General features: G+C 57.4%; 17 protein-coding genes. 7 read left to right on the forward strand and 10 right to left on the reverse strand.

Annotated features, from left to right (window positions below; all coding sequences use genetic code 11):
* The first annotated feature begins 188 nt into the window (after positions 1 to 188).
* Both ATI02_RS31450 and ATI02_RS31455 read left to right on the forward strand, forming a co-directional pair.
* Positions 189 to 1328 (forward strand): glycerate kinase, encoded by a 1140-nt coding sequence (locus tag ATI02_RS31450; protein ID WP_100848348.1) that lies wholly within the window; start codon positions 189 to 191, stop codon positions 1326 to 1328.
* 227 nt (positions 1329 to 1555) lie between these two features.
* Positions 1556 to 3181 (forward strand): methyl-accepting chemotaxis protein, encoded by a 1626-nt coding sequence (locus tag ATI02_RS31455; RefSeq protein WP_100848349.1) that lies wholly within the window; start codon positions 1556 to 1558, stop codon positions 3179 to 3181.
* Positions 3182 to 3245: 64 nt separating this feature from the next.
* Here ATI02_RS31455 and ATI02_RS31460 read toward each other — a convergent pair whose 3' ends face one another.
* Complete coding sequence (locus tag ATI02_RS31460) at positions 3246 to 4010, reverse strand: hypothetical protein (protein ID WP_100848350.1); 765 nt, start codon at positions 4008 to 4010, stop codon at positions 3246 to 3248.
* A 151-nt stretch (positions 4011 to 4161) separates the two neighbouring features.
* Between ATI02_RS31460 and ATI02_RS31465 the strand changes: the two genes are divergently transcribed.
* Positions 4162 to 5349 (forward strand): pyridoxal phosphate-dependent aminotransferase, encoded by a 1188-nt coding sequence (locus ATI02_RS31465; RefSeq protein WP_100848351.1) that lies wholly within the window; start codon positions 4162 to 4164, stop codon positions 5347 to 5349.
* A gap of 126 nt (positions 5350 to 5475) precedes the next feature.
* On the opposite strand, the gene ATI02_RS31470 is transcribed toward ATI02_RS31465, so the two are convergent.
* The 5 genes from ATI02_RS31470 to ATI02_RS31490 form a co-directional block, all read right to left on the reverse strand.
* Positions 5476 to 6453 carry a 2-hydroxyacid dehydrogenase gene (locus ATI02_RS31470; RefSeq protein WP_100848352.1) on the reverse strand — a complete coding sequence of 326 codons (978 nt, stop codon included), beginning with the start codon at positions 6451 to 6453 and terminating at the stop codon, positions 5476 to 5478.
* A 13-nt stretch (positions 6454 to 6466) separates the two neighbouring features.
* Complete coding sequence (locus tag ATI02_RS31475) at positions 6467 to 7765, reverse strand: MFS transporter (RefSeq protein ID WP_100848353.1); 1299 nt, start codon at positions 7763 to 7765, stop codon at positions 6467 to 6469.
* A 55-nt stretch (positions 7766 to 7820) separates the two neighbouring features.
* Positions 7821 to 8840, reverse strand: coding sequence for a sugar kinase (locus tag ATI02_RS31480; protein ID WP_100848354.1), 1020 nt, complete (start codon positions 8838 to 8840; stop codon positions 7821 to 7823).
* Positions 8833 to 9615 carry an IolE/MocC family protein gene (locus tag ATI02_RS31485; protein ID WP_100848355.1) on the reverse strand — a complete coding sequence of 261 codons (783 nt, stop codon included), beginning with the start codon at positions 9613 to 9615 and terminating at the stop codon, positions 8833 to 8835. Before ATI02_RS31485 ends, ATI02_RS31480 begins: the two co-directional genes overlap by 8 nt.
* Before the next feature lie 159 nt (positions 9616 to 9774).
* A complete protein-coding gene (locus ATI02_RS31490) occupies positions 9775 to 10800 on the reverse strand; it encodes a LacI family DNA-binding transcriptional regulator (RefSeq protein WP_100848356.1) in 1026 nt (341 codons plus the stop codon).
* Positions 10801 to 11033: 233 nt separating this feature from the next.
* Here ATI02_RS31490 and ATI02_RS31495 point away from each other — a divergent pair, with 233 nt between their 5' ends.
* From ATI02_RS31495 to ATI02_RS31505, 3 genes are all read left to right on the forward strand, one after another.
* The gene (locus tag ATI02_RS31495; RefSeq protein WP_100848357.1) at positions 11034 to 11840 is read left to right on the forward strand and encodes a hypothetical protein; all 807 of its coding nucleotides are present in this window, start codon (positions 11034 to 11036) and stop codon (positions 11838 to 11840) included.
* A gap of 85 nt (positions 11841 to 11925) precedes the next feature.
* Positions 11926 to 14070, forward strand: a complete 2145-nt coding sequence (locus tag ATI02_RS31500; RefSeq protein ID WP_100848358.1) for a hypothetical protein — start codon at positions 11926 to 11928, stop codon at positions 14068 to 14070.
* Between the two features lie 225 nt (positions 14071 to 14295).
* Complete coding sequence (locus ATI02_RS31505) at positions 14296 to 16701, forward strand: autotransporter outer membrane beta-barrel domain-containing protein (protein ID WP_146166107.1); 2406 nt, start codon at positions 14296 to 14298, stop codon at positions 16699 to 16701.
* A 63-nt stretch (positions 16702 to 16764) separates the two neighbouring features.
* On the opposite strand, the gene ATI02_RS31510 is transcribed toward ATI02_RS31505, so the two are convergent.
* The 4 genes from ATI02_RS31510 to ATI02_RS31525 all read right to left on the reverse strand — a co-directional run bounded on the left by ATI02_RS31510 (position 16765) and on the right by ATI02_RS31525 (position 22615).
* On the reverse strand, positions 16765 to 17232 hold the full coding sequence (locus ATI02_RS31510) for a hypothetical protein (RefSeq protein ID WP_100848360.1): 468 nt from the start codon (positions 17230 to 17232) through the stop codon (positions 16765 to 16767).
* A 295-nt stretch (positions 17233 to 17527) separates the two neighbouring features.
* The gene (locus ATI02_RS31515; RefSeq protein WP_100848361.1) at positions 17528 to 18169 is read right to left on the reverse strand and encodes a DUF1345 domain-containing protein; all 642 of its coding nucleotides are present in this window, start codon (positions 18167 to 18169) and stop codon (positions 17528 to 17530) included.
* A gap of 174 nt (positions 18170 to 18343) precedes the next feature.
* Positions 18344 to 21442, reverse strand: a complete 3099-nt coding sequence (locus ATI02_RS31520) for a multidrug efflux RND transporter permease subunit (protein ID WP_100848362.1) — start codon at positions 21440 to 21442, stop codon at positions 18344 to 18346.
* A 15-nt stretch (positions 21443 to 21457) separates the two neighbouring features.
* Positions 21458 to 22615: an efflux RND transporter periplasmic adaptor subunit gene (locus tag ATI02_RS31525; RefSeq protein ID WP_100848363.1), complete on the reverse strand. Its 1158-nt coding sequence runs from the start codon at positions 22613 to 22615 to the stop codon at positions 21458 to 21460.
* Between the two features lie 291 nt (positions 22616 to 22906).
* Between ATI02_RS31525 and ATI02_RS31530 the strand changes: the two genes are divergently transcribed.
* A complete protein-coding gene (locus tag ATI02_RS31530; RefSeq protein WP_095187215.1) occupies positions 22907 to 23608 on the forward strand; it encodes a response regulator in 702 nt (233 codons plus the stop codon).
* The last annotated feature ends 2 nt before the right edge of the window (positions 23609 to 23610 follow it).

Consider the following 23610-nt stretch of genomic DNA (forward strand, 5'->3'; position numbering starts at 1 on the left):
CTCCCACAGGTGGAGTGCATTCCCATTGTGGGAGTGGGCTTGCTCGCGAAGAGGCCGGTGTATCCAACACACATTTCCGGGGGTTTTGTAGAAATGAACAATAACCCCCCGCGCCAATTGTGCAGCGGACAGGCGTCAAGGCGCATGCCGACTGGCAGCATGAGGGGCATTGGAACTGGAGAATTCGCATGAAGATCGTCATTGCCCCCGATTCGTTCAAGGACAGCCTGAGTGCCCAAGGCGTCGCCGAGGCCATTGCCCTGGGCCTTTCGCAAGTGTGGCCGCACGCCACGCTGATCAAATGCCCGATGGCTGACGGCGGCGAAGGCACGGTCGAATCGATTCTCGCCGCGTGCGAAGGCGAGTTGCGCCGTAACCGTGTGCGTGGCCCGTTGGGCACGCCGGTTGACGCCGCATGGGGCTGGTTGCCGCACAACCACACCGCAATCATCGAAATGGCCGAGGCCAGTGGTTTGCAGCTGGTGCCGCCGGGGCAGCGCGATGCCTGCATCAGCAGCACGTTCGGCACGGGCGAACTGATTCGTGCGGCGCTGGACGCCGGCGCACAACGGGTAATTCTGGCGATTGGCGGCAGCGCGACCAATGATGGTGGTGCCGGAGCCATGCAGGCACTGGGTGTGAAATTGCTGGATGGGCAAAACCAGTCGTTGGTGCCCGGTGGTCTGGCATTGGCACAACTGGCGCACCTGGACTTGAGCGACCTGGACCCGCGTCTGGCGCACGTGCGTTTCGATATCGCCGCCGACGTGAACAATCCGCTGTGCGGCCCGCACGGTGCTTCGGCAATTTTCGGCCCGCAGAAAGGGGCATCGCCGGCGCAAGTGCAACAACTCGATCAGGCTCTGGGGCATTTCGCCCAGTTGAGTGCGCAAGCGTTGGGCAAAGACGTTCGCGACGAACCCGGCAGCGGTGCTGCAGGTGGTTTGGGGTTTGCCGCCAAGGCATTTCTCGGTGCGCAATTTCAAGCTGGGGTCGAGGTAGTCGCCGAGTTAGTCGGGCTGGCCGAAGCGGTCAAAGGCGCGGATCTGGTGATCACCGGGGAAGGGCGCTTCGACGCGCAGACGTTGCGTGGCAAAACTCCGTTCGGCGTGGCGCGGATTGCCAGACAACACGACGTGCCGGTGATCGTCATTGCCGGGACGCTGGGAGAGGGCTATCAGGAACTCTACAACCACGGTATCGATGCGGCGTTTGCCGTCACCAGTGGCCCCATGACGCTGGAGCAGGCCTGCGCTGAAGCACCACGATTGCTGCGTGAACGCGCTACCGATATCGCCCGCGTGTGGCAACTCGCCGCAAAACCCTGAGACGTCCGCACTGTAGGAGCTGTCGACATCGGCGGTCAGCTGTTTCATTGCTGTAACGCCCTGAAAAATATTTCATCTTTACCCTCATCCTTTCTAAAGCCGGGCCGATACAGCCAATAGGCGCGCACAAAAATCCTCAAAAACAGTGACGCCGCACTGTAGCCCGCCCTCCGGGCCAGTGATCAGGGCATGGACGCTCGTAGCTTCTATCTTTCGAGAGCCCAACCATGTCCTTACGTAACCTGAATATCGCGCCCCGTGCCTTCCTTGGTTTTGCGTTTATTGCCTTGTTGGTGATCGTGCTCGGTGTGTTTGCCGTCAACCGCATGTCGATCATCCGCCAGGCTTCCATCGACATGGAGTCGAACCAGATTCCCGGCGTGGCTCAACTCAGCGCGGTGACGGAAAACGTTCTGCGTCTGCGAATCTTGTCCTACCGCACACTGGTCAATCGCGAACCCTCCGACTTGCAGGATACTGCGGGGCTCATTGGCGCGGTGCTCGACAAGTTGCGCGCAGCTCAAGCCAGCTATGCTGCGCTGCCGACCGGTGGTGAGGAACGAGCGCTCTACCAGACCTTCGTATCGACGCTGGATAACTACTTGCAAGCGCAAAAACAGATGATGGACCTGTCGCGTCACGACAAACTCGAAGACATGCGCACTCTGATGAACACGCGGATCAAGGACGGTACCGACCAGATGGGCGAGCAGTTGAATAGACTGATCGCCATCAACGCTGCCGATGCGAAAACTGCATCGCTTCAGGCGGGCGATAATTACGACAGCGCCATCACCGGCATCGTCATCGTCGCGGTGGTTGCCGCGCTCGCCACCGTGTTGCTGGCGCTGTTGTTGACGCGCAGCATCGTCACCCCGCTGAACCGTGCCGTTGAGGCGGCGCAAACCATCGCCGATGGCAACCTGACCAAGCTTATCGAAGTCGACGGCAAGGACGAACCGGCGCGCCTGCTCACCGCCCTTGCCGCGATGCAGACCAACCTGCGCAAAACCATCGAACAGATCGCCGGTTCCGCCACGCAACTGGGCGCCGCCGCCGAGGAGCTCAGCGCCGTCACCGAAGAAGCCTCCCGTGGCCTGCAACAGCAGAACAATGAAATCGAACAGGCGGCCACCGCCGTCAACGAGATGACCGCCGCAGTGGAGGAGGTGGCGCGTAACGCCGTGTCGACTTCCGAAGCCTCGAACCAGTCGACCCACGCCGCCCGTGAAGGTCGCGATCAAGTGGTGAAAACCGTCGACGCGATCCAGACCATGACCCACGACGTGCAGAACACCGCGCAAATGATCGAAGGCCTCGCCGCGCAAGGTCGCGACATCGGCAAAGTGCTCGACGTGATCCGGGCGATTGCCGAACAGACCAACCTGCTGGCACTCAACGCCGCCATTGAAGCCGCTCGCGCAGGTGAAGCCGGACGTGGTTTCGCCGTGGTCGCGGACGAAGTACGCGCACTGGCCCATCGCACTGCGCAGTCGACGCAAGAGATCGAGAAAATGGTTGCCGGCATTCAGAACGGCACCGGCGAAGCGGTTTCCTCGATGCAGCAAAGCAACCAGCGCACTCAGTCCACCCTGGAAATGGCCCGCGCTGCGGGCGTTGCACTGGAGCAGATCACCCAGTCGATCCACCAGATCAACGAACGCAACCTGGTGATCGCCAGTGCTTCGGAAGAGCAGGCGCAGGTCTCGCGTGAAGTCGACCGCAACCTGGTCAACATCCGTGACCTGGCCACGCAATCGGCTGACGGCGCCAACCAGACCAGCGCCGCGACCCACGAACTGTCGCGTCTGGCGGTGAATTTGAATACCATGGTGGCGCGTTTTGTGATTTGAGCACTGCGCGCTATTGGAGGGCCGGCGTTATCCGGCCCTCCAATGGCATTGCGACGCTCATGGGTTATGGCGTTTCGGTATCCAGATCGATGCGTATGAATTTCCCTACCGACATATCGGAGGCTCCGCCCGCACGGCTGAAGATTCTGTAGTGCATTAAATAAACGCCATTTTCCACGCCACGGAACAGCGCTCCAGGCACAGCGAGCATGCTGATATGGGCGTTGATATCAATCAGCGTCCCAGCTGTAAATCCAGCTCCAGCCACGGGGTAAGGATTTGGCGGTCCGAAGTATACGACCACGTAATCCCCTGCCTGGCTTTGCGGGTAACGGGGAATTCCCAACTGTACAACGTCACAGTGCCTTTTCAGGTAATCAGTGGTCACGCCGTTTTCCAGCAGTTTGTCATCGATAACCGGAATGGGCAGCTTCAATCCTTTTGCCGGAATTCGCCTATCGACCGTAAACGTCACAGCCTCGGATTCATGAACCTTGCCGTTGTAGGTTTGTACCCTGAATAAAACATGGTACTGGTCATCAGCGAAACCCGGATTGCTCACTTCCAGCGTGAGCGGGAATGTGATCGGCCCTTCGAGCGTTTGTTTACTGACCTGTTCGAACTCGCCGTCTGCTTTGGCCAGCATGAGGGAAATACTGTCGTACTGACCAACTGTCGCTGAGTCGAGCCAGGGATCAGTCACTCGAACGCGCACATGACGCTCAGCCATCATGTACGACAGCAGATTTTTCTCTGGGTAAACCGGATCTTCTTTCACTCCGTAATTGGGCATCGCATCAACGATTTTCAGCGGCGAGAGTTTTTCCATTTGTCAAGCCTCCTTTGGGTTCAGAGTCAACATTAGGCCGAAGCATTTTTTTTCCCGCTACTGTCAAACTTGACAGTTCGCTTTTCGCGCTGGCGTGTTATGTGATTTGAGATAGGGTGAAGGCTGGAGACCGCGCAACCAGGAGGCGTACATGCGCTATTCAGCCTTGACCCAACGAATCGCCGGCGAGGGAGCTGCGGCCTGGCAGATTCATGACCGAGCGCTGGAACTGCGCGCCGAGGGTGTCGATATTTTGCTGCTGAGCGTCGGCGATCCGGATTTCGATACACCGTTGCCGATCGTCCACGGTGCCATCGACAGCCTGCTGGCCGGCGATACGCATTATTCCGAGGTGCGCGGCCGGTTGGCGCTGCGCAAGTTGATCGCCCAGCGTCATCACCGACGCAGCGGGCAAACGGTCGATGCCGATCAGGTGATCGTCATGCCCGGTGCGCAATGCGCGGTGTATTCGGTGGCGCAATGCTTGCTCGATCCGGGCGACGAGGTGATCGTCGCTGAGCCGATGTACGTGACCTATGAAGGCGTGTTCGGTGCTTGCGGCGCGACCGTAGTGCCGGTGCCGGTGCGTCCGGAAAACGGTTTTCGCGTCGATCCTGCGGATGTTGCCGGGCGAATCACGCCGAAAACCCGTGCCATGCTGCTCAACAGTCCGAACAATCCCAGCGGTGCGAGCCTGTCACTGCTCATCTGGCAGGAACTGGCGGCGCTGTGCATTCGCCACGACTTGTGGCTGATCAGCGACGAGGTTTACAGCGAACTTCTTTATGAAGGGCAACACATCAGCCCGGCGAGCCTGCCGGGCATGGCCGACCGCACGGCGACGATCAACAGCCTGTCGAAATCCCACGCGATGACCGGGTGGCGTGTCGGCTGGATGATCGGGCCGAAATCGTTGGCCGAACATCTGGTCAATCTGTCATTGAGCATGCTGTTCGGTTTGCCGGATTTCGTGCAGAAAGCCGCGCAAGTGGCGCTGGAAACCGATCTGCCGGAAGTGACGCAGATGCGCGAGGAATATCGTCTGCGTCGGGATCTGGTGTGCGAACGCTTGCGCGGCTGCCCGGGGTTGCAGCCGATTTGCCCGGATGGCGGGATGTTCGTGATGGTCGATGTGCGCCAGACCGGGCTCGGCGCGCAGGCGTTTGCCGAGCGTTTGCTTGAGGGGTATGGCGTGTCAGTGCTGGCCGGTGAAGCCTTCGGGCCGAGTGCGGCAGGGCATATCCGCATCGGGCTGGTGGTGGATCGGGTGAAACTGGCAGATGCCTGTGCGCGGATTGCGCTGTGTGCGGTGCAGCTGTTACAGGCGCGCAGTGCCTGACATTTAGGGTTGCCAGTACCGGCCTCTTCGCGAGCAGGCTCGCTCCCACATTGGTTTTGTGAACACTGAAGATCCAGTGTGGGAGCGAGCCTGCTCGCGAAGGCGGCATTACGGTCACTGATTAATTCAGCCCTGCCAAGTCGATGGATTCACCAGATTCACAGGCCTCTCCCCACCCAAAGCCCCCAACAGATTCTCCACCGCACACCGCGCCATCGCTTCGCGCGTCTCATGCGTCGCCGAACCCATGTGCGGCGTCGCCACCACATTGTTGAGCTGCAACAACGGTGAATCATGCTGCAACGGCTCACGTTCGAACACATCCAGCCCCGCCGCGCGAATCCGGTTGTGCCGCAGCGCCTCGATCATCGCCGCTTCATCGACAACCTTGCCACGCGAGATATTGATAAAGATGCTCTCCGGGCGCATCAACGCAAACTGTTCGGCGCCGATCAGTTTTTCGGTCTGCGCGGTCAGCGGCAAAGTCAGGCAGATGAAATCGGCCTGCTGCAACAGCACTTCCAGGCTGCGGTACTGCGCGTTGAAGCGCTCTTCAACAGCCGGCTTACGCGACTGACTGTGGTAAATCACCGGCATGCCAAAGCCGAAGTGCCCACGCTGAGCCAGCGCCTCACCGATGCGCCCCATGCCGATAATCCCCAATGTCTTGCCATGCACATCGGTGCCGAAATGCGCCGGGCCGATGTTGCGATGCCACTGACCGCTGCGCACCATATTGGCCAGTTCCACCACCCGCCGGGCAGCGGCGAGGATCAAGGCAAAACCAGTGTCGGCCGTGGTTTCGGTGAGTACATCCGGTGTGTTGGTCAGCAGGATCTTGCGCCGGGTCAGGTAGTCGATGTCGTAGTTGTCGACGCCCACCGAGACGCTGGCAATCGCCTCCAGTTGCGGCGCCAGATCCAGCAGCGCGGCGTCGAGTTTCAGGCTGGCACCGAGCAAACCGTGGGCGCGGGGCAAGGCGTCGCGCAGTTGCATCAGACCGTCAGCGTCGAGGCGTTCAATCAGCGTCACGTCAAACTGTTGTTGCAGGCGCGCCATCAGCGCGGGCGAGAGTTTCTTGTACAGAACGACCTGTTTTTTCATGGCAAAAATCTCTTCAGGAGTGAGCCGGCACGGGACGCGTGGCCACGGCTTTGGCGACGACGCGATCGCTGGCGCCGGGCTTGAGGAAAATCGTCAGCACCACCGACAGCATCAGCGCGCCGCTCATCAGCAGGTATGAAGCACCGGGCGAACCGGTGGAACTGTTCAGGTAACCGACCAGATATGAGCCACCGAACGAACCAAGTGCGCCCATGCTGTTGATCAGCGCCATCGCACCACCGGCGACATTGGCCGGGAGAATCTCCGGCACGATCGCGAAGAACGGCCCGTAAGGCGCGTACATGCAGGCGCCGGCAATCACCAGCAGCGTGTACGACCACCAGAAATGTTCCGCGCCAAGCGCGTAGGAGCCGTAAAACGCAATCGAGGCGATCAGCAGCGGCGGCCAGACGAAGCGTTTGCGTTTTTGCAGTTTGTCCGAGCCCCATGAGACGGCGAGCATGCCGATCACCGCTGCCAGATACGGCAACGCCGACAGCCAGCCGGCCTCGATCATGTCCATTTGCGCGCCGGCCTTGAGGATCGACGGCAGCCACAGCACAAAGCCGTAGACGCCGATGCTCCAGCAGAAAAACTGCAACGCCAGGATGATCACCTTCGGCGAACGGAACGCCTCGGCGTAGTTCTTCACCGCTTTGATGCCGACCTGTTCGGCGGCCAGGGCGCTTTCCAGATCCTGCTTTTCATGGTCGGTCAGCCATTTGGCCTGGGCCGGACGATCATCGGCCAGACGCCACCAGATAAACGCCCACAGCACCGCCGGCAAACCTTCGATGATGAACATCCAGCGCCAGCTGAAATGCTGCACCAGGTACCCGGAAACCACCGACATCCACAGCATCGTGACCGGATTGCCGAGGATCAGAAAGGTGTTGGCTCGTGAGCGTTCGGCACGGGTGAACCAATGGCACAGGTACACCAGCATTGCCGGCATGACGGCGGCTTCGACCACGCCGAGCATGAACCGGATGACGATCAGCCAATAGGCGTTGGAGACCACGCCAGTCAACGTGGCGAGGCCGCCCCAGAGGATCAGACTGACGAAAATCAGTTTCTTCACGCTGTGCTTTTGCGCGTAGATCGCACCGGGTACCTGGAAGAAAAAGTAGCCGAGGAAGAACAGCGCGCCGAGCAATGAAGACAGGCCCGGGGTGATCATCAGGTCTTCGGCCATGCCGGACGCGGCGGCGAAACCGTAATTGGCGCGATCGAGATACGCCAGGCTGTAGGTGATGAACACGATCGGCATGATGTACCACCAGCGGCGGGCGGCGAGGGTTGCGGTTTTCATGGTGTTGCTCCTGAGCTTGTTGTTTTTGTCGCAGCAGGTTCAAATTTTTCGCTGACTAGGCTGGCCTCTTCGCGAGCAGGCTCGCTCCCACAAGGGAACGCATTTCAAACGTGGGAGCGAGCCTGCTCGCGAAGGCAGACTCAAATTCAACCGATAACTCCAGGCGGGTCGGCAACCCCTCCATATCTCCACGACTCTGCACCGCACGACTGCCAATCCAGTTCGCCCGCTGCACCGCCCCGGCAAAACTCTGGTGTTCCAGCAGGGCACTGATCATCCCCACCGCAAAGCCGTCCCCGGCACCCACCGTGTCGACAACATTGGCCACTGGCACCCCGGCGACAAAGCCCTGATCCAGATGCGTGCGGTAATAAGCCCCCTCTGGGCCAAGTTTGATCGCCACCGCTTCGGCACCTTGGTCCAGATAAAACGCGGCAATGTCCGCCGGATCGTCAAAACCGGTGAGCAAACGACCTTCGCTCAAACCCGGCAGCACCCAATGGGCGAGCGCGGCGAGGCGGTTGATCTCGCTGATCATCTCGCGCTCGCTGGCCCACAGGCTCGGGCGCAGGTTGGGGTCGAACGACACGCTGCGCCCGGCGTTGCGCATGCGTGTCATCAGTTCGAAAGACATCTCCCGGGCCGATGCAGACAGAGCCGGCGGGATGCCGGTGGCGTGCAGATGCCGGGCGCTCAGCACACTGGCGCTGATCGACTGCGGCGACAGATGACTGGCCGCCGAACCGCGCCGGAAATACTCGACTTGCGGGTCGCTGCCATCCTCAGTGCGGGACTTGAACTGAAAACCGGTCGGATGATTGTCATCGACGGCGACATGGCTGCAATCCAGCCCTTCCCTGGCCAGGCTCCGTATCACAAAACGTCCCAGCGAATCGTCGCCAACGCGGCTCAGCCACGCGACATTGAAACCCAGGCGTGACAGGCCGATCGCCACATTGCTGTCCGCTCCGGCAATGCGCTTGTGAAATTGCTCGACCGTCGCCAGATCACCGGTTTGCTCGGCCACCAGCATCGCCATGGTTTCGCCGAACGACAGAATATCGATCTCAGACATGAGCAGGCTCCAGACGGGATTGGCCGAGGCGGGCGAGGGCGGCGACGTGCTCGGTGGTCAATTGCACGAGGTCATCGCCCTGCAACGGATATTCGGCGGCGCGCATGACGCCTTGGGCCATGTGCCGCAGCAGTTGTTCCCACAGATGCAGGTCACCCACCGCAGGCGGTACCGCGACCAGTTTGCCGTCGCCGCGACGGGCCACGGCTTTGCAATGCACGTAACCGACATGCCGACCGAGCAGGCGCGCGGCGTTGGTCGCGCACTGGTCCTGCCACTGCCAGTTGCCGATGTCGAAGGTCATCTTGATGGGCAGGTTGTGTTGTTCAACGGCGGTGAAGAAGCGCTGAAATGGTTCGATGCGGCCACCGTGCAGGGTCTGGTCGTTTTCCACCAGCAACTGCACCGGGCTGTTATTGAGTCGTTGCTGCAAAACCGACAAATCGCAGTTGTCGGTGAAGTAGCCAAGCGAGACTTTCAGCCACTTCGAACCAAACGCCTCGGCGTGTTGCAGTGCGGTAATCAACTCCGGGTTCGGATGAGACTGCCCGGCGAGCCACAGCTCGGTGGGCGACGAATAGATACTCTGCAGCCCCTGCGCGAGAGTGGCGGCGCACAATTGCGCGGGCACTTCGCGGGTCAGCAACTCTTCGCGCCACTCGATGCGATCGGCACCGGCAGCGGCCAGTACATCGATGAAAAAGTCTTGCCCGCGCTGACGCACAAGCTCGGCGCCGTAGCTGGACAGGCTGATGGAAACGGCAGGTTTATTCATTGTTGTACACCTCTGAAACCGGTTTCATTTTTGTTCAAATTTTTTAGATGTTTCCAGGTTGTCTTTCCGGGCCCCATCGCTGGCAAGCCAGCTTCCACAGGTTTTGTGTGTGCCGCGGACAATGTGGGAGCTGGCTTGCCAGCGATGGGGCCAGACAAGTCACCGCAAAATCCCGAGGGTCGAACCCCGCTCAACCAGCACCGGGGCAAAATCCAGCTGGCGCGGCGCCTCGACATCCCCGCGCAACCGCTTGAGCAAGCACTCAAACGCCCGCGCACCGATCTCGGCGGTCGGCTGGGCGAGGGCGGTGATCCCGCTGCCCACCAACGGATACCAGTCCAGGTCATCCAGGGCGATCAGCCCGATATCCTCGAACAGTCGACAGCCAATCTGGCGCAACGCAGTTGTCGCCGCCAGTGCCGCCACACCATTGGCGCAAAACAGCGCTTTCGGGCCATTACCAGGTGTGTTTAAAAAGGTTTGCAGTTGCGCGCTCAGGTCATCGCCAGTTTCCATCACCGCCCCGGTCAGCTCCGAGCGCTGCGCAATCTGCGCCTGAAAACTGCTGACCCGTTCGATCCGCGAACTGGTGCCGTCATAGGGTTCAGTCACCAGCACCAGATCCAGGTACCCACGCTGCCCCAGGTGTGTGAGCGCCATTTCGACAGCCTGCGGGTTGTTCAGCCCGACCATGTCGCTGTCGAGCCCGTCGACCTTGCGATCTACCAGCACCATCGGCATCTCGCGGCGTAACTCGTGCAACTCGTCACGGTGATGGCCGAGGGTGTTCACGATCAGCCCTTCGATGTGGTACGAGCGCAACAGGGCCAAGTGCTGGCGTTCCTGCTCGTCATCACGGTCGGTGTTGCATACCACCAGGCTGTAGCCGTGCGCACGGCAGGCGGTTTCCACCCCGTACATCACGGCAATCGAATATGGGTTGCGGATATCGGCCACCAGCATGCCGATCAGGCGCGTGCGCCCGCGTTTAAGACCACGGGCCATCTGGTTCGGGCGGTAGCCAAGTTCGCTGATGGCCTGCTCGATGCGCAGGGCAATGGCATCGGAGAGCAGGGCGCGGTCATCGCCGATAAAACGCGACACGCTGGCCTTGGACACGCCGGCGCGTTCGGCGACGTCGAGCATGGTGATGCGGCTGCGCTGGGCGGTGGAGAAGTCGTTCATCAAAGTAGCTTTCTTGTTTTTGGATAAGATTTCGGAATGGAGTGAAACCGGTTTCAGATAACACTAAACCCTCCATCTCCGTCAAGGCGCGATGAGCGCCGACAGACGTACCCAACGCGTGAATTTCCGACCAGCGGTCGTTTCCCCTGTCAGATCTGACAGTAGGCGGATCTCATTTTGAAGCGCCTAATAAAGTCATTCTGTTGCAAACCAAATCAAGTCAGGTACGTCGAATGGCCGATCAAAAAACAACAAATGTAGCGGGGCGTAGAGGCACCGACTCCATTGGTGTATTTGATTACGACTCGCCGATAGTTATTGAGGTCGATGCGAATGGAGTCATTCTTCCAGTTGCCCATCAAAATGGCTTGACTGTAATCGTACCGAGATGGCCTTTCCCGGCTCCCGTCGGGTCAGCGAATCTTCTTAATATCTATTTGAATGAGGACGAGGTTTTTCAGCAAAACTATCCAAGCCCACTAACCGAGCCAGATTATCGGCCGATCATTGCGCCCGAGTTCTTTGCAGTTGATGGAACGTACCGTTTGCATTACGAGACCATCACAGACGGGAATATCGCTTACTCAGGCGACAGAGTTCTTAGCGTTAGACGCACACCACCTGTTGTATTGATTAAGCCGGTTTTCCCGAGTGCGAATCTATGGGGTTATTTGAACTGCAAGTCGACTCCCAAGTTATGGGAGGTAGTGATCGTGCGCATTCCAGTACCCAAGCTAGTTGATTGGATCGAGAACGACGAGTTGCGTTTGGAGTGGGCCGGGTATGCAAGTTTGAATGGTTCTGGTCCGGCGTTATTTATCCACGAACTGAAGAAGGTATTGACCCCTCAGGAGGTGGTAGCCGGGTATGATTTTTGGATAGACGATTATGTGCAATATGTAAAGCCGTTGGAAAAAAATGCTTCGGCGTTGGCGATTTATTCGATATACCGCAACGGTGTGCTAATTGCGAAGTCATCTCCAGGGTTGGTAAAGGTCGACAGGTTAGAGCCTGGAGAAGAATATAGCTGTGGCCCTTGAAAGGTTTTGCTGTTGTTTTTGAAATTTGCTGGATTGCGTTGTTTTTTTTTGCTGGCATCGTTAATAAACGGAAGGAACTGTTAACATGACAATTGATATGAAGCTAAACGCTGTACAAAAGGTCGCGGAGGACTCCCGGACAGAAATCAGACAAAAACAATTAAATATCGGCGTTATGGCCGATTCGCCAAAACCTGTCATTGTGGGTGTGGCAGATGGTGAATTAGTACCCGTTGGGATATTGAAAAGCGCCGCGGCACAGGCGGGTACTACAACAGTTGCACGCCAGCCTGATCTTCCCATTAGGGTTACTGTTTTCGCTTGGGAAAACCCGAATGACAGGGATCGGGTAATGCTCATGGGTTGTCCCGTAAGCCCTGGAGACGACCCGAATGTTCCTGAATCATGGCCGTGGGAATTGTTGGTGGATGAAGCCGCGCCCCCCGTCAACAACCGACCAAAGCAATGGGATGTCACAGTACCCCCAGGTAGATTGAGGGACATTCCCACGGCAGGTTCTGCCTCACCCACCGTATGGAAGATCGAGTGCAGGGGGTCCTTTGACGGTAACGTACAGTATTCTGAAATGGCCACTTATTCGTTGGATACTTACGCTCCTTTCCACAACAAGGGCGATGTCCGAGTCATGGCGCCCACTCGACTGGACTTTCCACTGCCAGCGACCGCTAGAATTGATTCGGAGTATCTGGAAACCATTCGAACTACCGGGATGGAATTCACATTGCCGGTCACAGACACCAGATGGGATCTTAAGAATACAGATAAGGTTTACCTTTATTTGAGCTCCACGTTAAGGCCTACACGCCAGCTTACCCCGACATTGATTGTTAATCCTGTGCCGACGGATGGCAAAGTGTCTATCCCGATGTCGGAGATCGCTAAACTGGCAAACGGTACCGTGTGGCTGATCATGGCCTATGAAGATGCGGCGGGTAACCGCAGCGCTGATATGCTCGCCCACAGTCGAGTCGTCGAATTTGTCCCGCTTCCTATTCTCGCTGCTCCGATCATTGACGCTGCCAACACTGCCGGCGATAACACCATTGACCTTGCCGATGTAAGGTTCTACGAACCTTTAGGGGTGCCGATTAGAGTTCAGCGTCCTCCAAATACGCAAGACACCGACAAGGCTAGTGTGTTTTTCGAGAGTTTTGAAACGATACCCCTTGATCCTCCGGTGCAAGAATTTGGAACTAAATCCGAGTTGATCTTCAGGATTAAATGGATTGATTTGAAAACGATTTACGCCTCTCTTGCTGGAGGAGATCCTGATGTTCGTGAAGTTGGCACGCGCGTCTTTTGGACCTGGATGCGTGGTATCACTCCGAGAGACTCCACGGCGGCAACCCCCGATCTGGATTTCTCCTACCCAGGTGAGGAAAACCCGGATGAGCCTGATGAAATCAATAAATCGCTGGCGAGAGTGCAACTCCGTGGGGTCGACAATATTCTAAATACATTGAACCCTGCTGATCTGCTAACAGATCCGAAGGTCATTATTCCATTACCGAAGACCAAGCCATTGGGAGACGACGTTGTTTGTAGTTGGTATTACGACGGGCGTCTTGTCGAAGAATTTTCAGCGGAAGGATTGACGCAATACGAATCTACTATGCCCGCCCAGAGAGTGGTTGATGGCGGCCCGGGGAACAAGCTCACCTATTGGAGATTTTCATATATCGGCGGGCTCAACTCGCAACGGAGTCTGGATGAAACGGTGACGGTGACCACTGTTTCGAAAGAAGTGCCTGAGCCGGTCATTGACAGGTTGTTCGACAACAACAGTATTATCAACTGTCCAACCCTTGGATTCGTTCGAGGCGTCAGGCCACCTCTGCCGTTTCTGACTTTCAGGGTCGCGGCGAATCCTGTTCTGGCGGGTTTGCAAAGCATCACCGCCCATTGGGTCGGGACTACTGATGCAGCCGGAGCACTGCCAATCGCTGGTACCGATCAAGATGTGTCTATTCCTGTAACCGGAACCGAGGCCACGACGGGCATTACGGGTCAGATCGCGGAATATCTGACCAAGATTTTGCCTATCCAGACGCGTCCGGACCCTTTCCCTGTCCCCGCGCCGCCGATTACTTATGCATCACTTAAGTACACGGCGGTATGGACCGATGGCACTCGAGCAACATCGAATGCAACGGTGAAGATTATTTCTCTGGTCAATGGGAACCGTGAGTTCTGTCATGAAGTGAGATGACTAGAGGGAGAGTCAAGAAAATCGGGTCTGATTAAACGGGGGGCATGAGAAATGCCTTCCCGTTTAGTTTTTCAACGTCGCAGATTTTCCTTTCAGCAGTTAAGGATTAGTCCTACAGAAAAGCGAGAATTTGGTCTGTAGTCTTCCGGCCATTCTGGGGGAGGAAACTTTAATGGGAACCCCCCCAAGTTATCCTTGTTGATTTATTTTTGGGTGGTAATTCTTATGCCTTTGCATTGTTTTGACAAAAAGCTGATGGCGGGTCGTGCAGGAAAATTTTGGTTTCTCGCTTTTTCCGTATTGTCCACATCGATGGCTCATGCTCGCGCCATCGTCACCGATGAAACGATCAATAATGGTGCGCCAGTGGAGGACTTTATTATTGGTCGCGGTGCTACGTTGACTTTGAATAATGCTGAGACATTGAATGTTTCTTCGAGTGCATCAAAGCTGGTTGTTAATACGGGTGTTTTGCAAGACATTCGAGCAACTAACGGCTCGACAGTGACACTTGATCGTGCCACTGTCACGGCGCGTGCAAATCAGCCGGCTGTCACCATTACCAACTCAACCGCTGTCATCACAAACAGCACAATTACCAGTGATACCACCGGGTTGCAGGTTGGACGTATCGTTAACGCACCTCGTGAGACAGTGGTGTCCCTGACTGGAACTACGGTTACCGGCGGCACAGAAGCAGCGGTCGTCAGTGCGCAAACTACACTCAACCTGGCCCGCTCTGATCTGGTTTCCAATAGCGCCAATGGTTACGGTTTACGCTTGGCCAGCGGAGATGTCTTCGCACAAGGCGGCAGCATCGTCGGTGGGATGAATGGCATCTTGTTGAGCGGTGATAATTTTATCGATCGTGCCAATACCCTGGTGCTGGATGGCACACGCGTGTCGGGTGGCAGCGGAGCCGCTATTGCGGTCGACAGTGCAGGGCGTTCGATTGCCACTAACGTACACGTTCGCAATGGTGCCAGTCTGGTTAGCGGCAATGGCAATTTAATAGAGGTTGGCAACGGGGGGCGCGTCAACCTCACTGTTGATAACAGCGAGCTGACTGGCAACGTCGAAGTTGCAAGCGGCGCATCTGCCAATATTACGTTGCAGAATGATAGTTCATTGGCCGGTAATCTTCACAATGCGGCAGCAGTTAATGTGAATAACCGAAGTTTTCTCAAGGGGGACATTGTTAATGATCTGCCTGGCGGTGCTTCTGTAGTTATCGATACTGCGTCTGTAGTCCAGGGGAATATTTACAACTCCACGAGTGTCGATGTGAATAACGGAGCTCAGTGGAAAATGACCGGAAATAACCTGGTCAGTAAACTGCACCTTAATGGCGGTACTGTTGATTTGACTAGCGGCGATGCGTTTAATCGTGTTGATATCGTCAATCTGTCGGGCGCTGGTGTTTTTGCGATGAGAGCAGATCTTGCCGCTGATAAAAGTGATTTTTTGAATGTTTCCGGTACGGCTACCGGGCGCCATCAGTTATTGATAGCCGCCAGTGCCAACGATCCAGCCTCAGGTAACCCTTTGAAAATCGGCAACATTGCGACTGGCGATGCCGCTTTCTCTTTGCTAAATGGTTCTGTGGATGCGGGTGCATTCACTTATAAACTGTTAAAGGAAGGGGAGGAGTTGTACCTTGCTCCGAACAAAGAGACGGTCAGCACAGGTACCAATGCGGCCCTGGCAATTGCTGCAACCACGCCGACGATTCTCCATGCAGAAATGACTACCTTGAATAGTCGACACGGTGATCGACGTTTGAATGGCGCTGAGCCGAGTGTCAGCGCCCAGTCTACAGGGCAATCACAAGCCGGGATCTGGATCAGAACCTATGGCAATCAATACAATGTTGCCAATGCCTATGGTGACGGTTATTCGCAAAGCCAGACAGGTGTATCGGTGGGAGCAGACGCACCTTTACCGATAGGAGATGGCCAATGGCAGGCGGGTGGCTTTGTCGGCTATAGCGAAACCAAGATGGATCTGAAACGAGGTAGCAATGCGACTATCAACAGCAGATATCTTGGGGGCTATTTGACTTGGTACGATGCGGCGAGGGGTTTTTACGTTGATACGGTCACCAAAATCAACCAGTTCGACAACAGTGCCAAAGTCACAATGAGTGATGGAACGCGAACCAAAGGTGACTATGAAAATCTGGCACTCAGTGGTTCGGTCGAGGTTGGCAAACATATCGCTTTTGAAAATGGCGTGTTCCTCGAACCCTTTACCCAAGTCGCGGCTGCCATCGCTCAGGGCAAAGACTACACGCTTGATAATGGCTTGCGCGTCAGTAATGATCACACCCGCTCACTGGTCGGTAAGGTCGGCACTACCATCGGCAGTGAAATGGCTTTTGCCAATGGTGGGAAACTGCAACCCCGATTAAAAGTCGCACTTTCACAAGAGTTTATAAGAAATAACAAGATCACTGTGAATGACACTCAATTTAATGACGATCTGTCGGCTACTGCTGTGGAATTGGGCGCAGGAATAAACTGGACGCCGACGAAAAAAGCCTGGCAGATATACAGTGAGTTCAATACAAGTACGAGTAAAACCGTGAGCCAGGATTACAGCATTAGCGCTGGACTTAGTTATAACTTTTAATGCTTGTATAAGAGCTATAAAATAAAAAGGAAGCCGGGCTTCCTTTTTATCGTTCGCTACTTCTCAAATGATTGCGGTGTCGTAACTTAATTGACCGGAAATTTTGAATGAGCCGCCGTCGGTGTCTTCAACGGTTATATCAAAATTTCCATCAATCTGGTTTATTTCATCACCTTTGCGTATAAAGGCCAAAAATACTGTGCCTTGGAAGGCAGAATGTATACAAGGCTCGGCATCAGCCGTGTCGATGTAGTCAATTTTGAGTCCCTTGGTTGCTGCGGGAATGAAAAAAGTTCCACCTTCAGTCTCTTCAGGGAAAATCAGGGTAATCGTCTTCGTGTCGATTCGGGTTTCATCTATTCTAACAATGTGCTCGGCTGTGAATACCCATTGTTTGCCACCCAATTCCGGGTAGTCTTCCCGTTTCAGATTGAAGTAATTGGCGTTAAAGCTTTCTACGGTGTTATTGCGCAAGATTTTTGCAGTGAATGAGTTTGTGGCTTGGATGGTTGCATTTAGCGGCGCATTCATGAATGTTCTCCGAATTTAGTTAGGTACCTATCCATAAGCCAGATCCAGCTTAATGCATGGATGTCACATATAAACGTGTGTGCACAACTTTGTATACTGTCAGAGTTGACAGGTGTACAGACGGGTAAATTTATGCTTCTGCAGAGCATGTAGATGTTTTATATGCAATGCGGTTTTTATACTTTAAAGAGTGGTGCCCTGATTTTCCATCCATGAAAACCTATCAAATCGTCATTCGCTGGTTTGTTTGGCGATCTAATGGCAGGCGGTAATCCTGAAAAGTTTCGCGCCGCCGTCAGCCAAACAGCCCCGCCGCGATATTGATCGAAAATCCTAGAATCGCCGTGTTGAAAACAAACCCGATCAGCGACTGTGCCAATACGATTTTGCGGATGCCCCTCGTCGCCACGCCAACATCAGCCGTTTGCACCGCCACGCCGATGGTGAACGAGAAGTACAAGAAGTCCCAATAGTTGGGCGTGGTCAGCCCTTCGGCAAAGCGCAACGCCGGTTCCTTGCCATCCCACGTGTAATACAGCCTTGCGTAATGCACGCAGAAAATCACCCCGATCAACAACCATGAGCCGATGACGGTCAGCGCGGTGAAGCCGTAGTGCATGAGTTTGCGTGTGGTATCCAGATCCTTACTGCCGGCCAGTTCGAAAGTGATGGTCGCTAGACTGGTCAGCGCGGCAATGCACACTACAAACAGCACCAGGCCGGCGTTTTCGTCCTCGACTTCGGCAATGCGTTTGACGTCCGGCGCCTTGGATCGCGCAGTGAGCCAGAGCATCAGGATCAGGTAGGTCCAGACGCCGGCGTTCCAGCCGATGAGGATTTTGCTGACGATGGACTCGGCCGGGACCAACAAGCCAGTGGCCAGGCCAAACAGGGCAGCGGCAGAGAGGCGAGGGTGGGTGCGGGCGAGGAGGCGCATGGGGACTCACATCAGTGATCGATCCCTGCACCATAGCGCACGCCACCGGGCTTTTGTAGGAGCTGCCGCAGGCTCGGGTCGCGATCGGACGATCTTTTGATCTTGTTTTTTAAAAGCAAAGTCAAAAGATCGTCCGATCGCGGCCCGAGCCTGCGGCAGCTCCTACAGTTTGGATCAGTGGGGTTTGGTGAATTTCTTTACGAGCTTCATGACGACGACGAAGAACACGGGGACGAAGATAACTGCCAACGTCGCGGTGATCATTCCGCCGATCACTCCGGTGCCGATCGCTTGCTGGCTCGCCGAGCTGGCGCCGGTGGCGATGGCCAGTGGCACCACGCCAAGGATAAACGCCAGCGACGTCATCACGATCGGGCGCAGACGCAGGCGTGCGGCTTGCAGGGTGGCGTCGATCAAATCGTGGCCTTCGTCGTACAGGCTCTTGGCGAACTCGATGATCAGGATCGCGTTCTTCGCCGACAGGCCGATGATGGTGATGAGCCCGACCTTGAAGAACACGTCGTTGGGCATGCCGCGCAGAGTCACCGCCAATACCGCACCGAGAACGCCCAACGGCACCACCAGCAACACCGAAGTTGGAATCGACCAACTCTCGTACAACGCCGCCAGACACAGGAACACGATCAGCAGCGACAGGCCGAGCAGAATCGGCGCCTGACTGCCGGACAAACGCTCCTGCAGCGACAGGCCGGTCCATTCCTGGCCCAGACCTTTGGGCCCTTGAGCCACTAGCCGTTCGATCTCCGCCATCGCTTCACCGGTGCTGTGGCCGGGCTTCGGCTCGCCGGAAATCGAAACCGCCGGATAGCCGTTGTATCGCGTCAACTGCGCCGGGCCCTGGATCCATCTGGCTTGTACGAACGCTGACAGTGGGACCATTTTTCCGGCATTGTTGCGCACATGCATTTTCAGCAAGTCATCGACCTGGCTGCGCTGATCACCTTCGGCTTGCACCACCACGCGCTGCATCCGGCCCTGATTGGGGAAGTCGTTGATGTAGGCGGAGCCCACCGCCGTGGACAGCACGTTACCGATGTCGGCAAACGATACACCCAGGGCATTGGCTTGCTTGCGGTCCACTTCCAGCTGTACCTGCGGTGCTTCGGCCAGTGCGCTTTCACGCACGTTCATCAGCACCGGACTTTTCTCGGCGGCCGCCAGCAACTCGGTACGCGCCTGCATCAATGTCGCGTGACCCAGGCCACCACGGTCCTGCAAACGGAATTCGAAACCGCTGGAAGTACCAAGCCCATCCACGGGTGGTGGCAGAACCGAGAACGCCATGGCGTCCTTGATCTGGCTCAGGGCGATATTCGCGCGGTCGGCAATCGAACTGGCCGAGTCATCGCTGCCGCGTTGCGACCAATCCTTCAGCGTCGAAAACGCCAACGCTGCGTTCTGGCCGCTACCGGAGAAGCTGAAGCCGAGAATCACCACGCTGTCGCTGATACCCGGCTCACCGGCGTTATGCGCTTCAAGCTGCTCGGCCACTTGCACCGTACGGTTCTTGGTGGCGCCAGGCGGCAGTTGAATATCGGTGATGGTGTAACCCTGATCTTCGACCGGCAGGAACGAAGAGGGCAGGCGCATGAAACAAACGCCCAGGCCGACCAGCAGCACGACGTAGATCAGCAGGTAGCGTCCGGTGCGCTTCAATGCAAAACCGACCCAACGCTGATAGCGATCGGTCAGTCGCTCGAAGCGGCGGTTGAACCAGCCGAAGAACCCGCTTTTTTCGTGATGTTCGCCTTTGGCAATCGGTTTGAGCAGTGTCGCGCACAAGGCCGGGGTCAAGGTCAGGGCGAGGAATGCCGAGAACAGGATCGACGTCGCCATCGACAGCGAGAACTGCTGATAGATCACTCCGACCGAACCCTGCATGAACGCCATCGGGATGAACACCGCCACCAGCACCAGCGTGATACCGATGATCGCGCCGGTGATCTGCGTCATCGCCTTGCGTGTGGCGTCCTTGGGCGAAAGCCCTTCGGTGGCCATGATCCTTTCGACGTTCTCCACCACGACGATGGCGTCGTCGACCAGAATGCCGATAGCCAGCACCATGCCGAACATGGTCAGCACGTTGATCGAGAACCCCAGCGCGAGCATGGTGGCAAGGGTGCCCATCAACGCGACCGGGACCACCAGCGTCGGGATCAGCGTGTAGCGAATGTTTTGCAGGAACAGGAACATCACCGCAAACACCAGCAGCATCGCTTCGCCGAGGGTGTAAATCACTTTGGTGATCGAGACCTTGACGAACGGCGAAGTGTCGTACGGAATCTTGTATTCCACGCCCGCCGGGAAGTAGCGCGACAGTTCGTCCATCTTCGCCCGGATCAGGGTGGCGGTCGCGAGGGCGTTGGCCCCCGGTGCCAGTTGCACGCCGACGGCGGTGGACGGTTTGCCGTTGAGGCGCGTGCCGAACTGGTACTCCTGGCTGCCGATCTCGACCCGCGCTACATCGCCGATACGCACGGTGGAGCCGTCCGGGTTGGCCTTGAGCACGATGTCGGCGAATTCCTGCGGCGTCGATAACTGGCCCTTGACCAGAATGGTCGCGGTGATTTCCTGGGTCGAAGGGTTTGGCAGGTCGCCGATGCTGCCGGCGGGGACCTGGGCGTTCTGGGCGATGATGGCCGCGTTGACATCGGCCGGGCTCAGGTTGAAACCGATCAGCTTCTGCGGGTCGATCCAGATGCGCATGGCTCGTTCGGCGCCATACAACTGAGCCTTGCCGACACCGTCCAGGCGCTTGATCTCGTTCATCACGTTGCGCGCCAGGTAATCGCTGAGCGCCACGTCGTCGAGGTTGCCGTCGCTGGATGTCAGGGTGATCAGTAACAGAAAACCGGCGGAGACTTTCTCCACCTGCAAACCCTGCTGGTTGACAGCTTGCGGCAAGCGCGACTCGACCACTTTCAGGCGGTTTTGCACATCGACCTGCGCCAGTTCCGGGTTGGTGCCCGGCTGGAACGTGGCTTTGATCGTGGCATTGCCCAGGCTGCTCTGCGATTCGAAATACAGCAGGTGATCGGCGCCGTTGAGCTCTTCCTCGATCAGGCTGACCACGCTTTCATCGACGGTCTGCGCCGAAGCGCCCGGATACACGGCATAGATTTCGATCTGCGGCGGTGCAACGTCGGGGTACTGCGCCACCGGCAACTGCGGGATGGCCAGCGCGCCGGCCAACAGGATGAACAGGGCGACGACCCAGGCGAACACCGGGCGGTCGATAAAAAACTGCGGCATATAAAAGCGTCCTGCTTACTGACCAGAGGTCTGGGCAAGTGGAAGAGGGGTGTCGTCGATTTGCACTTTCTCGCCGGGGCGCGCGTGTTGCAGGCCTTCGATGACAATGCGGTCGCCGGGTTTAAGGCCGCCGGTGACGATCCAGCGATTGTTCTGTACCGCGCCCAGTTGCACGGGTTGCTCGGCCACGCGCATTTGTTCGTCGACGGTCAGCACCTGGGCGATACCGGCACTGTCACGCTGCACAGCGCGCTGCGGCACGGTGATGCCGTTCTGGATCGTGGCCTGTTCGAGGCGCACGCGGATAAAGCTGCCCGGCAGCAGGTCGAGGTCTGGATTGGGGAATTCGCTGCGCAGAATGATCTGGCCAGTGCCCGGATCGACGGTGATGTCGCTGAACAGCAGCTTGCCGGGCAGCGGATAAAGGCTGCCGTCATCCTGAATCAATGTGGCTTTGGCCTGATCCTGACCGACTTGCTGCAACTGCCCCGAGCGAAACGCGCGGCGCAGCTCATTGAGTTCACGGGTCGACTGGGTCAGGTCGGCGTAAATCGGGTTGAGCTGCTGAATCAGCGCCAGTGGCGTGGTTTCGTTCTGCCCCACCAGTGCACCTTCGGTGACCAGCGCCCGGCCGATGCGCCCGGAGATCGGCGCGGTGACGGTGGCATAACCGAGGTTGAGTTTCGCGCGTTCCACCGCGGCCTTGTTGGCGGCGACATCGGCGGCGGTCTGCCGGGCGTTGGCGCGGGCGTTGTCGTAGTCCTGAGCGCTGATGGCCTTGTCATCGATCAATTGCGCGTAGCGCTGTTCCTGCAGTCTGGCCTGGAAGGCGTTGGCCTCGGCTTTGCGCAGGGCGGCTTCGGCACTGTCGAGGTCAGCCTTGAACGGTGCCGGGTCGATACGGAACAACACATCGCCCTTTTTCACGTCACTGCCTTCGCGGTACGTGCGTTGCAACACTACGCCGGCGACCCGGGCGCGTACCTCGGCAATGCGCGGCGCGGCGATGCGCCCGCTGAGTTCGCTGCTGATCGACAGGGGGCGGGCTTCCAGGGTTTCGATGCGCACGGTAGCCGGTGGTGCCTGTTCCTCGGCGTTCGAGGACGAATCACAGGCGCTCAGCGTCAGCGCTGCGGCGATGAGGCCGAGCCCGGCCAGCAGATTTTTGAACATGTACCACCCCCAATATTGATGCCCGCATCCTACGGGCAGTCGCCGAGAGTAGCGGTGAAGCTTTGTAGGCGCTGTGTGAAATTGTGTAAGGGTTTTACTCAGAGACGGGTGAGGGCGTATATCCTTCAGCCCTTGAAATTTATTGCGACAGATAAACCGCTATCGCGGGCAAGCCCGCTCCCACAGTGGTTGGTGGTGTTCACAAAATCCGTGTTCACATCCAATCCCGGTGGGAGCGGGCTTGCCCGCGATGAGGCCCGACCCGTCGCCACAGCACTTTCTGGATCACCCATGCCCAACATCCTTCTGGTCGAAGACGACACCGCCCTCGCCGAACTGATTTCCAGCTACCTTGAGCGCAATGGTTATTCCGTCAACGTGATTGGCCGTGGCGACCACGTGCGCGAGCGGGCGCGAGTCAGCCCGCCGGATCTGGTGATTCTCGATCTGATGCTGCCGGGCCTCGACGGTCTGCAAGTCTGTCGCCTGCTGCGCGCCGACTCGGCGACGCTGCCGATCCTGATGCTCACTGCCCGCGATGACAGCCACGATCAAGTGCTGGGCCTGGAGATGGGCGCCGACGATTACGTCACCAAACCCTGCGAGCCGCGGGTGTTGCTGGCCCGGGTGCGGACCCTCTTACGGCGCAGCAGCCTGGGTGAACCACTGACCGTCAATGACCGCATCGTCATGGGCAATCTGTGCATCGATCTGTCCGAGCGCACCGTGACCTGGCGTGAGCAACCGGTTGAGCTATCCAGTGGCGAATACAATTTGCTGGTGGTGCTGGCCCGGCATGCCGGTGAAGTGCTGAGCCGCGATCAGATTCTGCAGCGCCTGCGCGGTATCGAGTTCAATGGCACCGACCGCTCGGTGGACGTGGCGATCTCCAAGTTGCGGCGCAAGTTCGACGACCACGCCGGCGAAGCACGCAAGATCAAAACCGTGTGGGGCAAGGGTTATCTGTTCAGCCGTTCCGAGTGGGAATGCTGAGT

The sequence above is a fragment of the Pseudomonas baetica genome (assembly GCF_002813455.1).
Classification (GTDB): Bacteria; Pseudomonadota; Gammaproteobacteria; order Pseudomonadales; family Pseudomonadaceae; genus Aquipseudomonas; species Aquipseudomonas baetica.

Excerpts from the sequence above, each read along its gene's own strand:
- ATI02_RS31495 (WP_100848357.1), top strand. The coding sequence starts at position 11,034 with ATGGCCGATCAAAAAACAACAAATGTAGCGGGGCGTAGAGGCACCGAC.
- ATI02_RS31505 (WP_146166107.1), top strand. The coding sequence starts at position 14,296 with ATGCCTTTGCATTGTTTTGACAAAAAGCTGATGGCGGGTCGTGCAGGA.
- ATI02_RS31515 (WP_100848361.1), bottom strand. The coding sequence starts at position 18,169 with ATGCGCCTCCTCGCCCGCACCCACCCTCGCCTCTCTGCCGCTGCCCTG.
- ATI02_RS31520 (WP_100848362.1), bottom strand. The coding sequence starts at position 21,442 with ATGCCGCAGTTTTTTATCGACCGCCCGGTGTTCGCCTGGGTCGTCGCC.
- ATI02_RS31475 (WP_100848353.1), bottom strand. The coding sequence starts at position 7,765 with ATGAAAACCGCAACCCTCGCCGCCCGCCGCTGGTGGTACATCATGCCG.
- ATI02_RS31460 (WP_100848350.1), bottom strand. The coding sequence starts at position 4,010 with ATGGAAAAACTCTCGCCGCTGAAAATCGTTGATGCGATGCCCAATTAC.
- ATI02_RS31510 (WP_100848360.1), bottom strand. The coding sequence starts at position 17,232 with ATGAATGCGCCGCTAAATGCAACCATCCAAGCCACAAACTCATTCACT.
- ATI02_RS31485 (WP_100848355.1), bottom strand. The coding sequence starts at position 9,615 with ATGAATAAACCTGCCGTTTCCATCAGCCTGTCCAGCTACGGCGCCGAG.
- ATI02_RS31530 (WP_095187215.1), top strand. The coding sequence starts at position 22,907 with ATGCCCAACATCCTTCTGGTCGAAGACGACACCGCCCTCGCCGAACTG.
- ATI02_RS31450 (WP_100848348.1), top strand. The coding sequence starts at position 189 with ATGAAGATCGTCATTGCCCCCGATTCGTTCAAGGACAGCCTGAGTGCC.
- ATI02_RS31525 (WP_100848363.1), bottom strand. The coding sequence starts at position 22,615 with ATGTTCAAAAATCTGCTGGCCGGGCTCGGCCTCATCGCCGCAGCGCTG.
- ATI02_RS31480 (WP_100848354.1), bottom strand. The coding sequence starts at position 8,840 with ATGTCTGAGATCGATATTCTGTCGTTCGGCGAAACCATGGCGATGCTG.
- ATI02_RS31500 (WP_100848358.1), top strand. The coding sequence starts at position 11,926 with ATGACAATTGATATGAAGCTAAACGCTGTACAAAAGGTCGCGGAGGAC.
- ATI02_RS31465 (WP_100848351.1), top strand. The coding sequence starts at position 4,162 with ATGCGCTATTCAGCCTTGACCCAACGAATCGCCGGCGAGGGAGCTGCG.
- ATI02_RS31490 (WP_100848356.1), bottom strand. The coding sequence starts at position 10,800 with ATGAACGACTTCTCCACCGCCCAGCGCAGCCGCATCACCATGCTCGAC.
- ATI02_RS31455 (WP_100848349.1), top strand. The coding sequence starts at position 1,556 with ATGTCCTTACGTAACCTGAATATCGCGCCCCGTGCCTTCCTTGGTTTT.
- ATI02_RS31470 (WP_100848352.1), bottom strand. The coding sequence starts at position 6,453 with ATGAAAAAACAGGTCGTTCTGTACAAGAAACTCTCGCCCGCGCTGATG.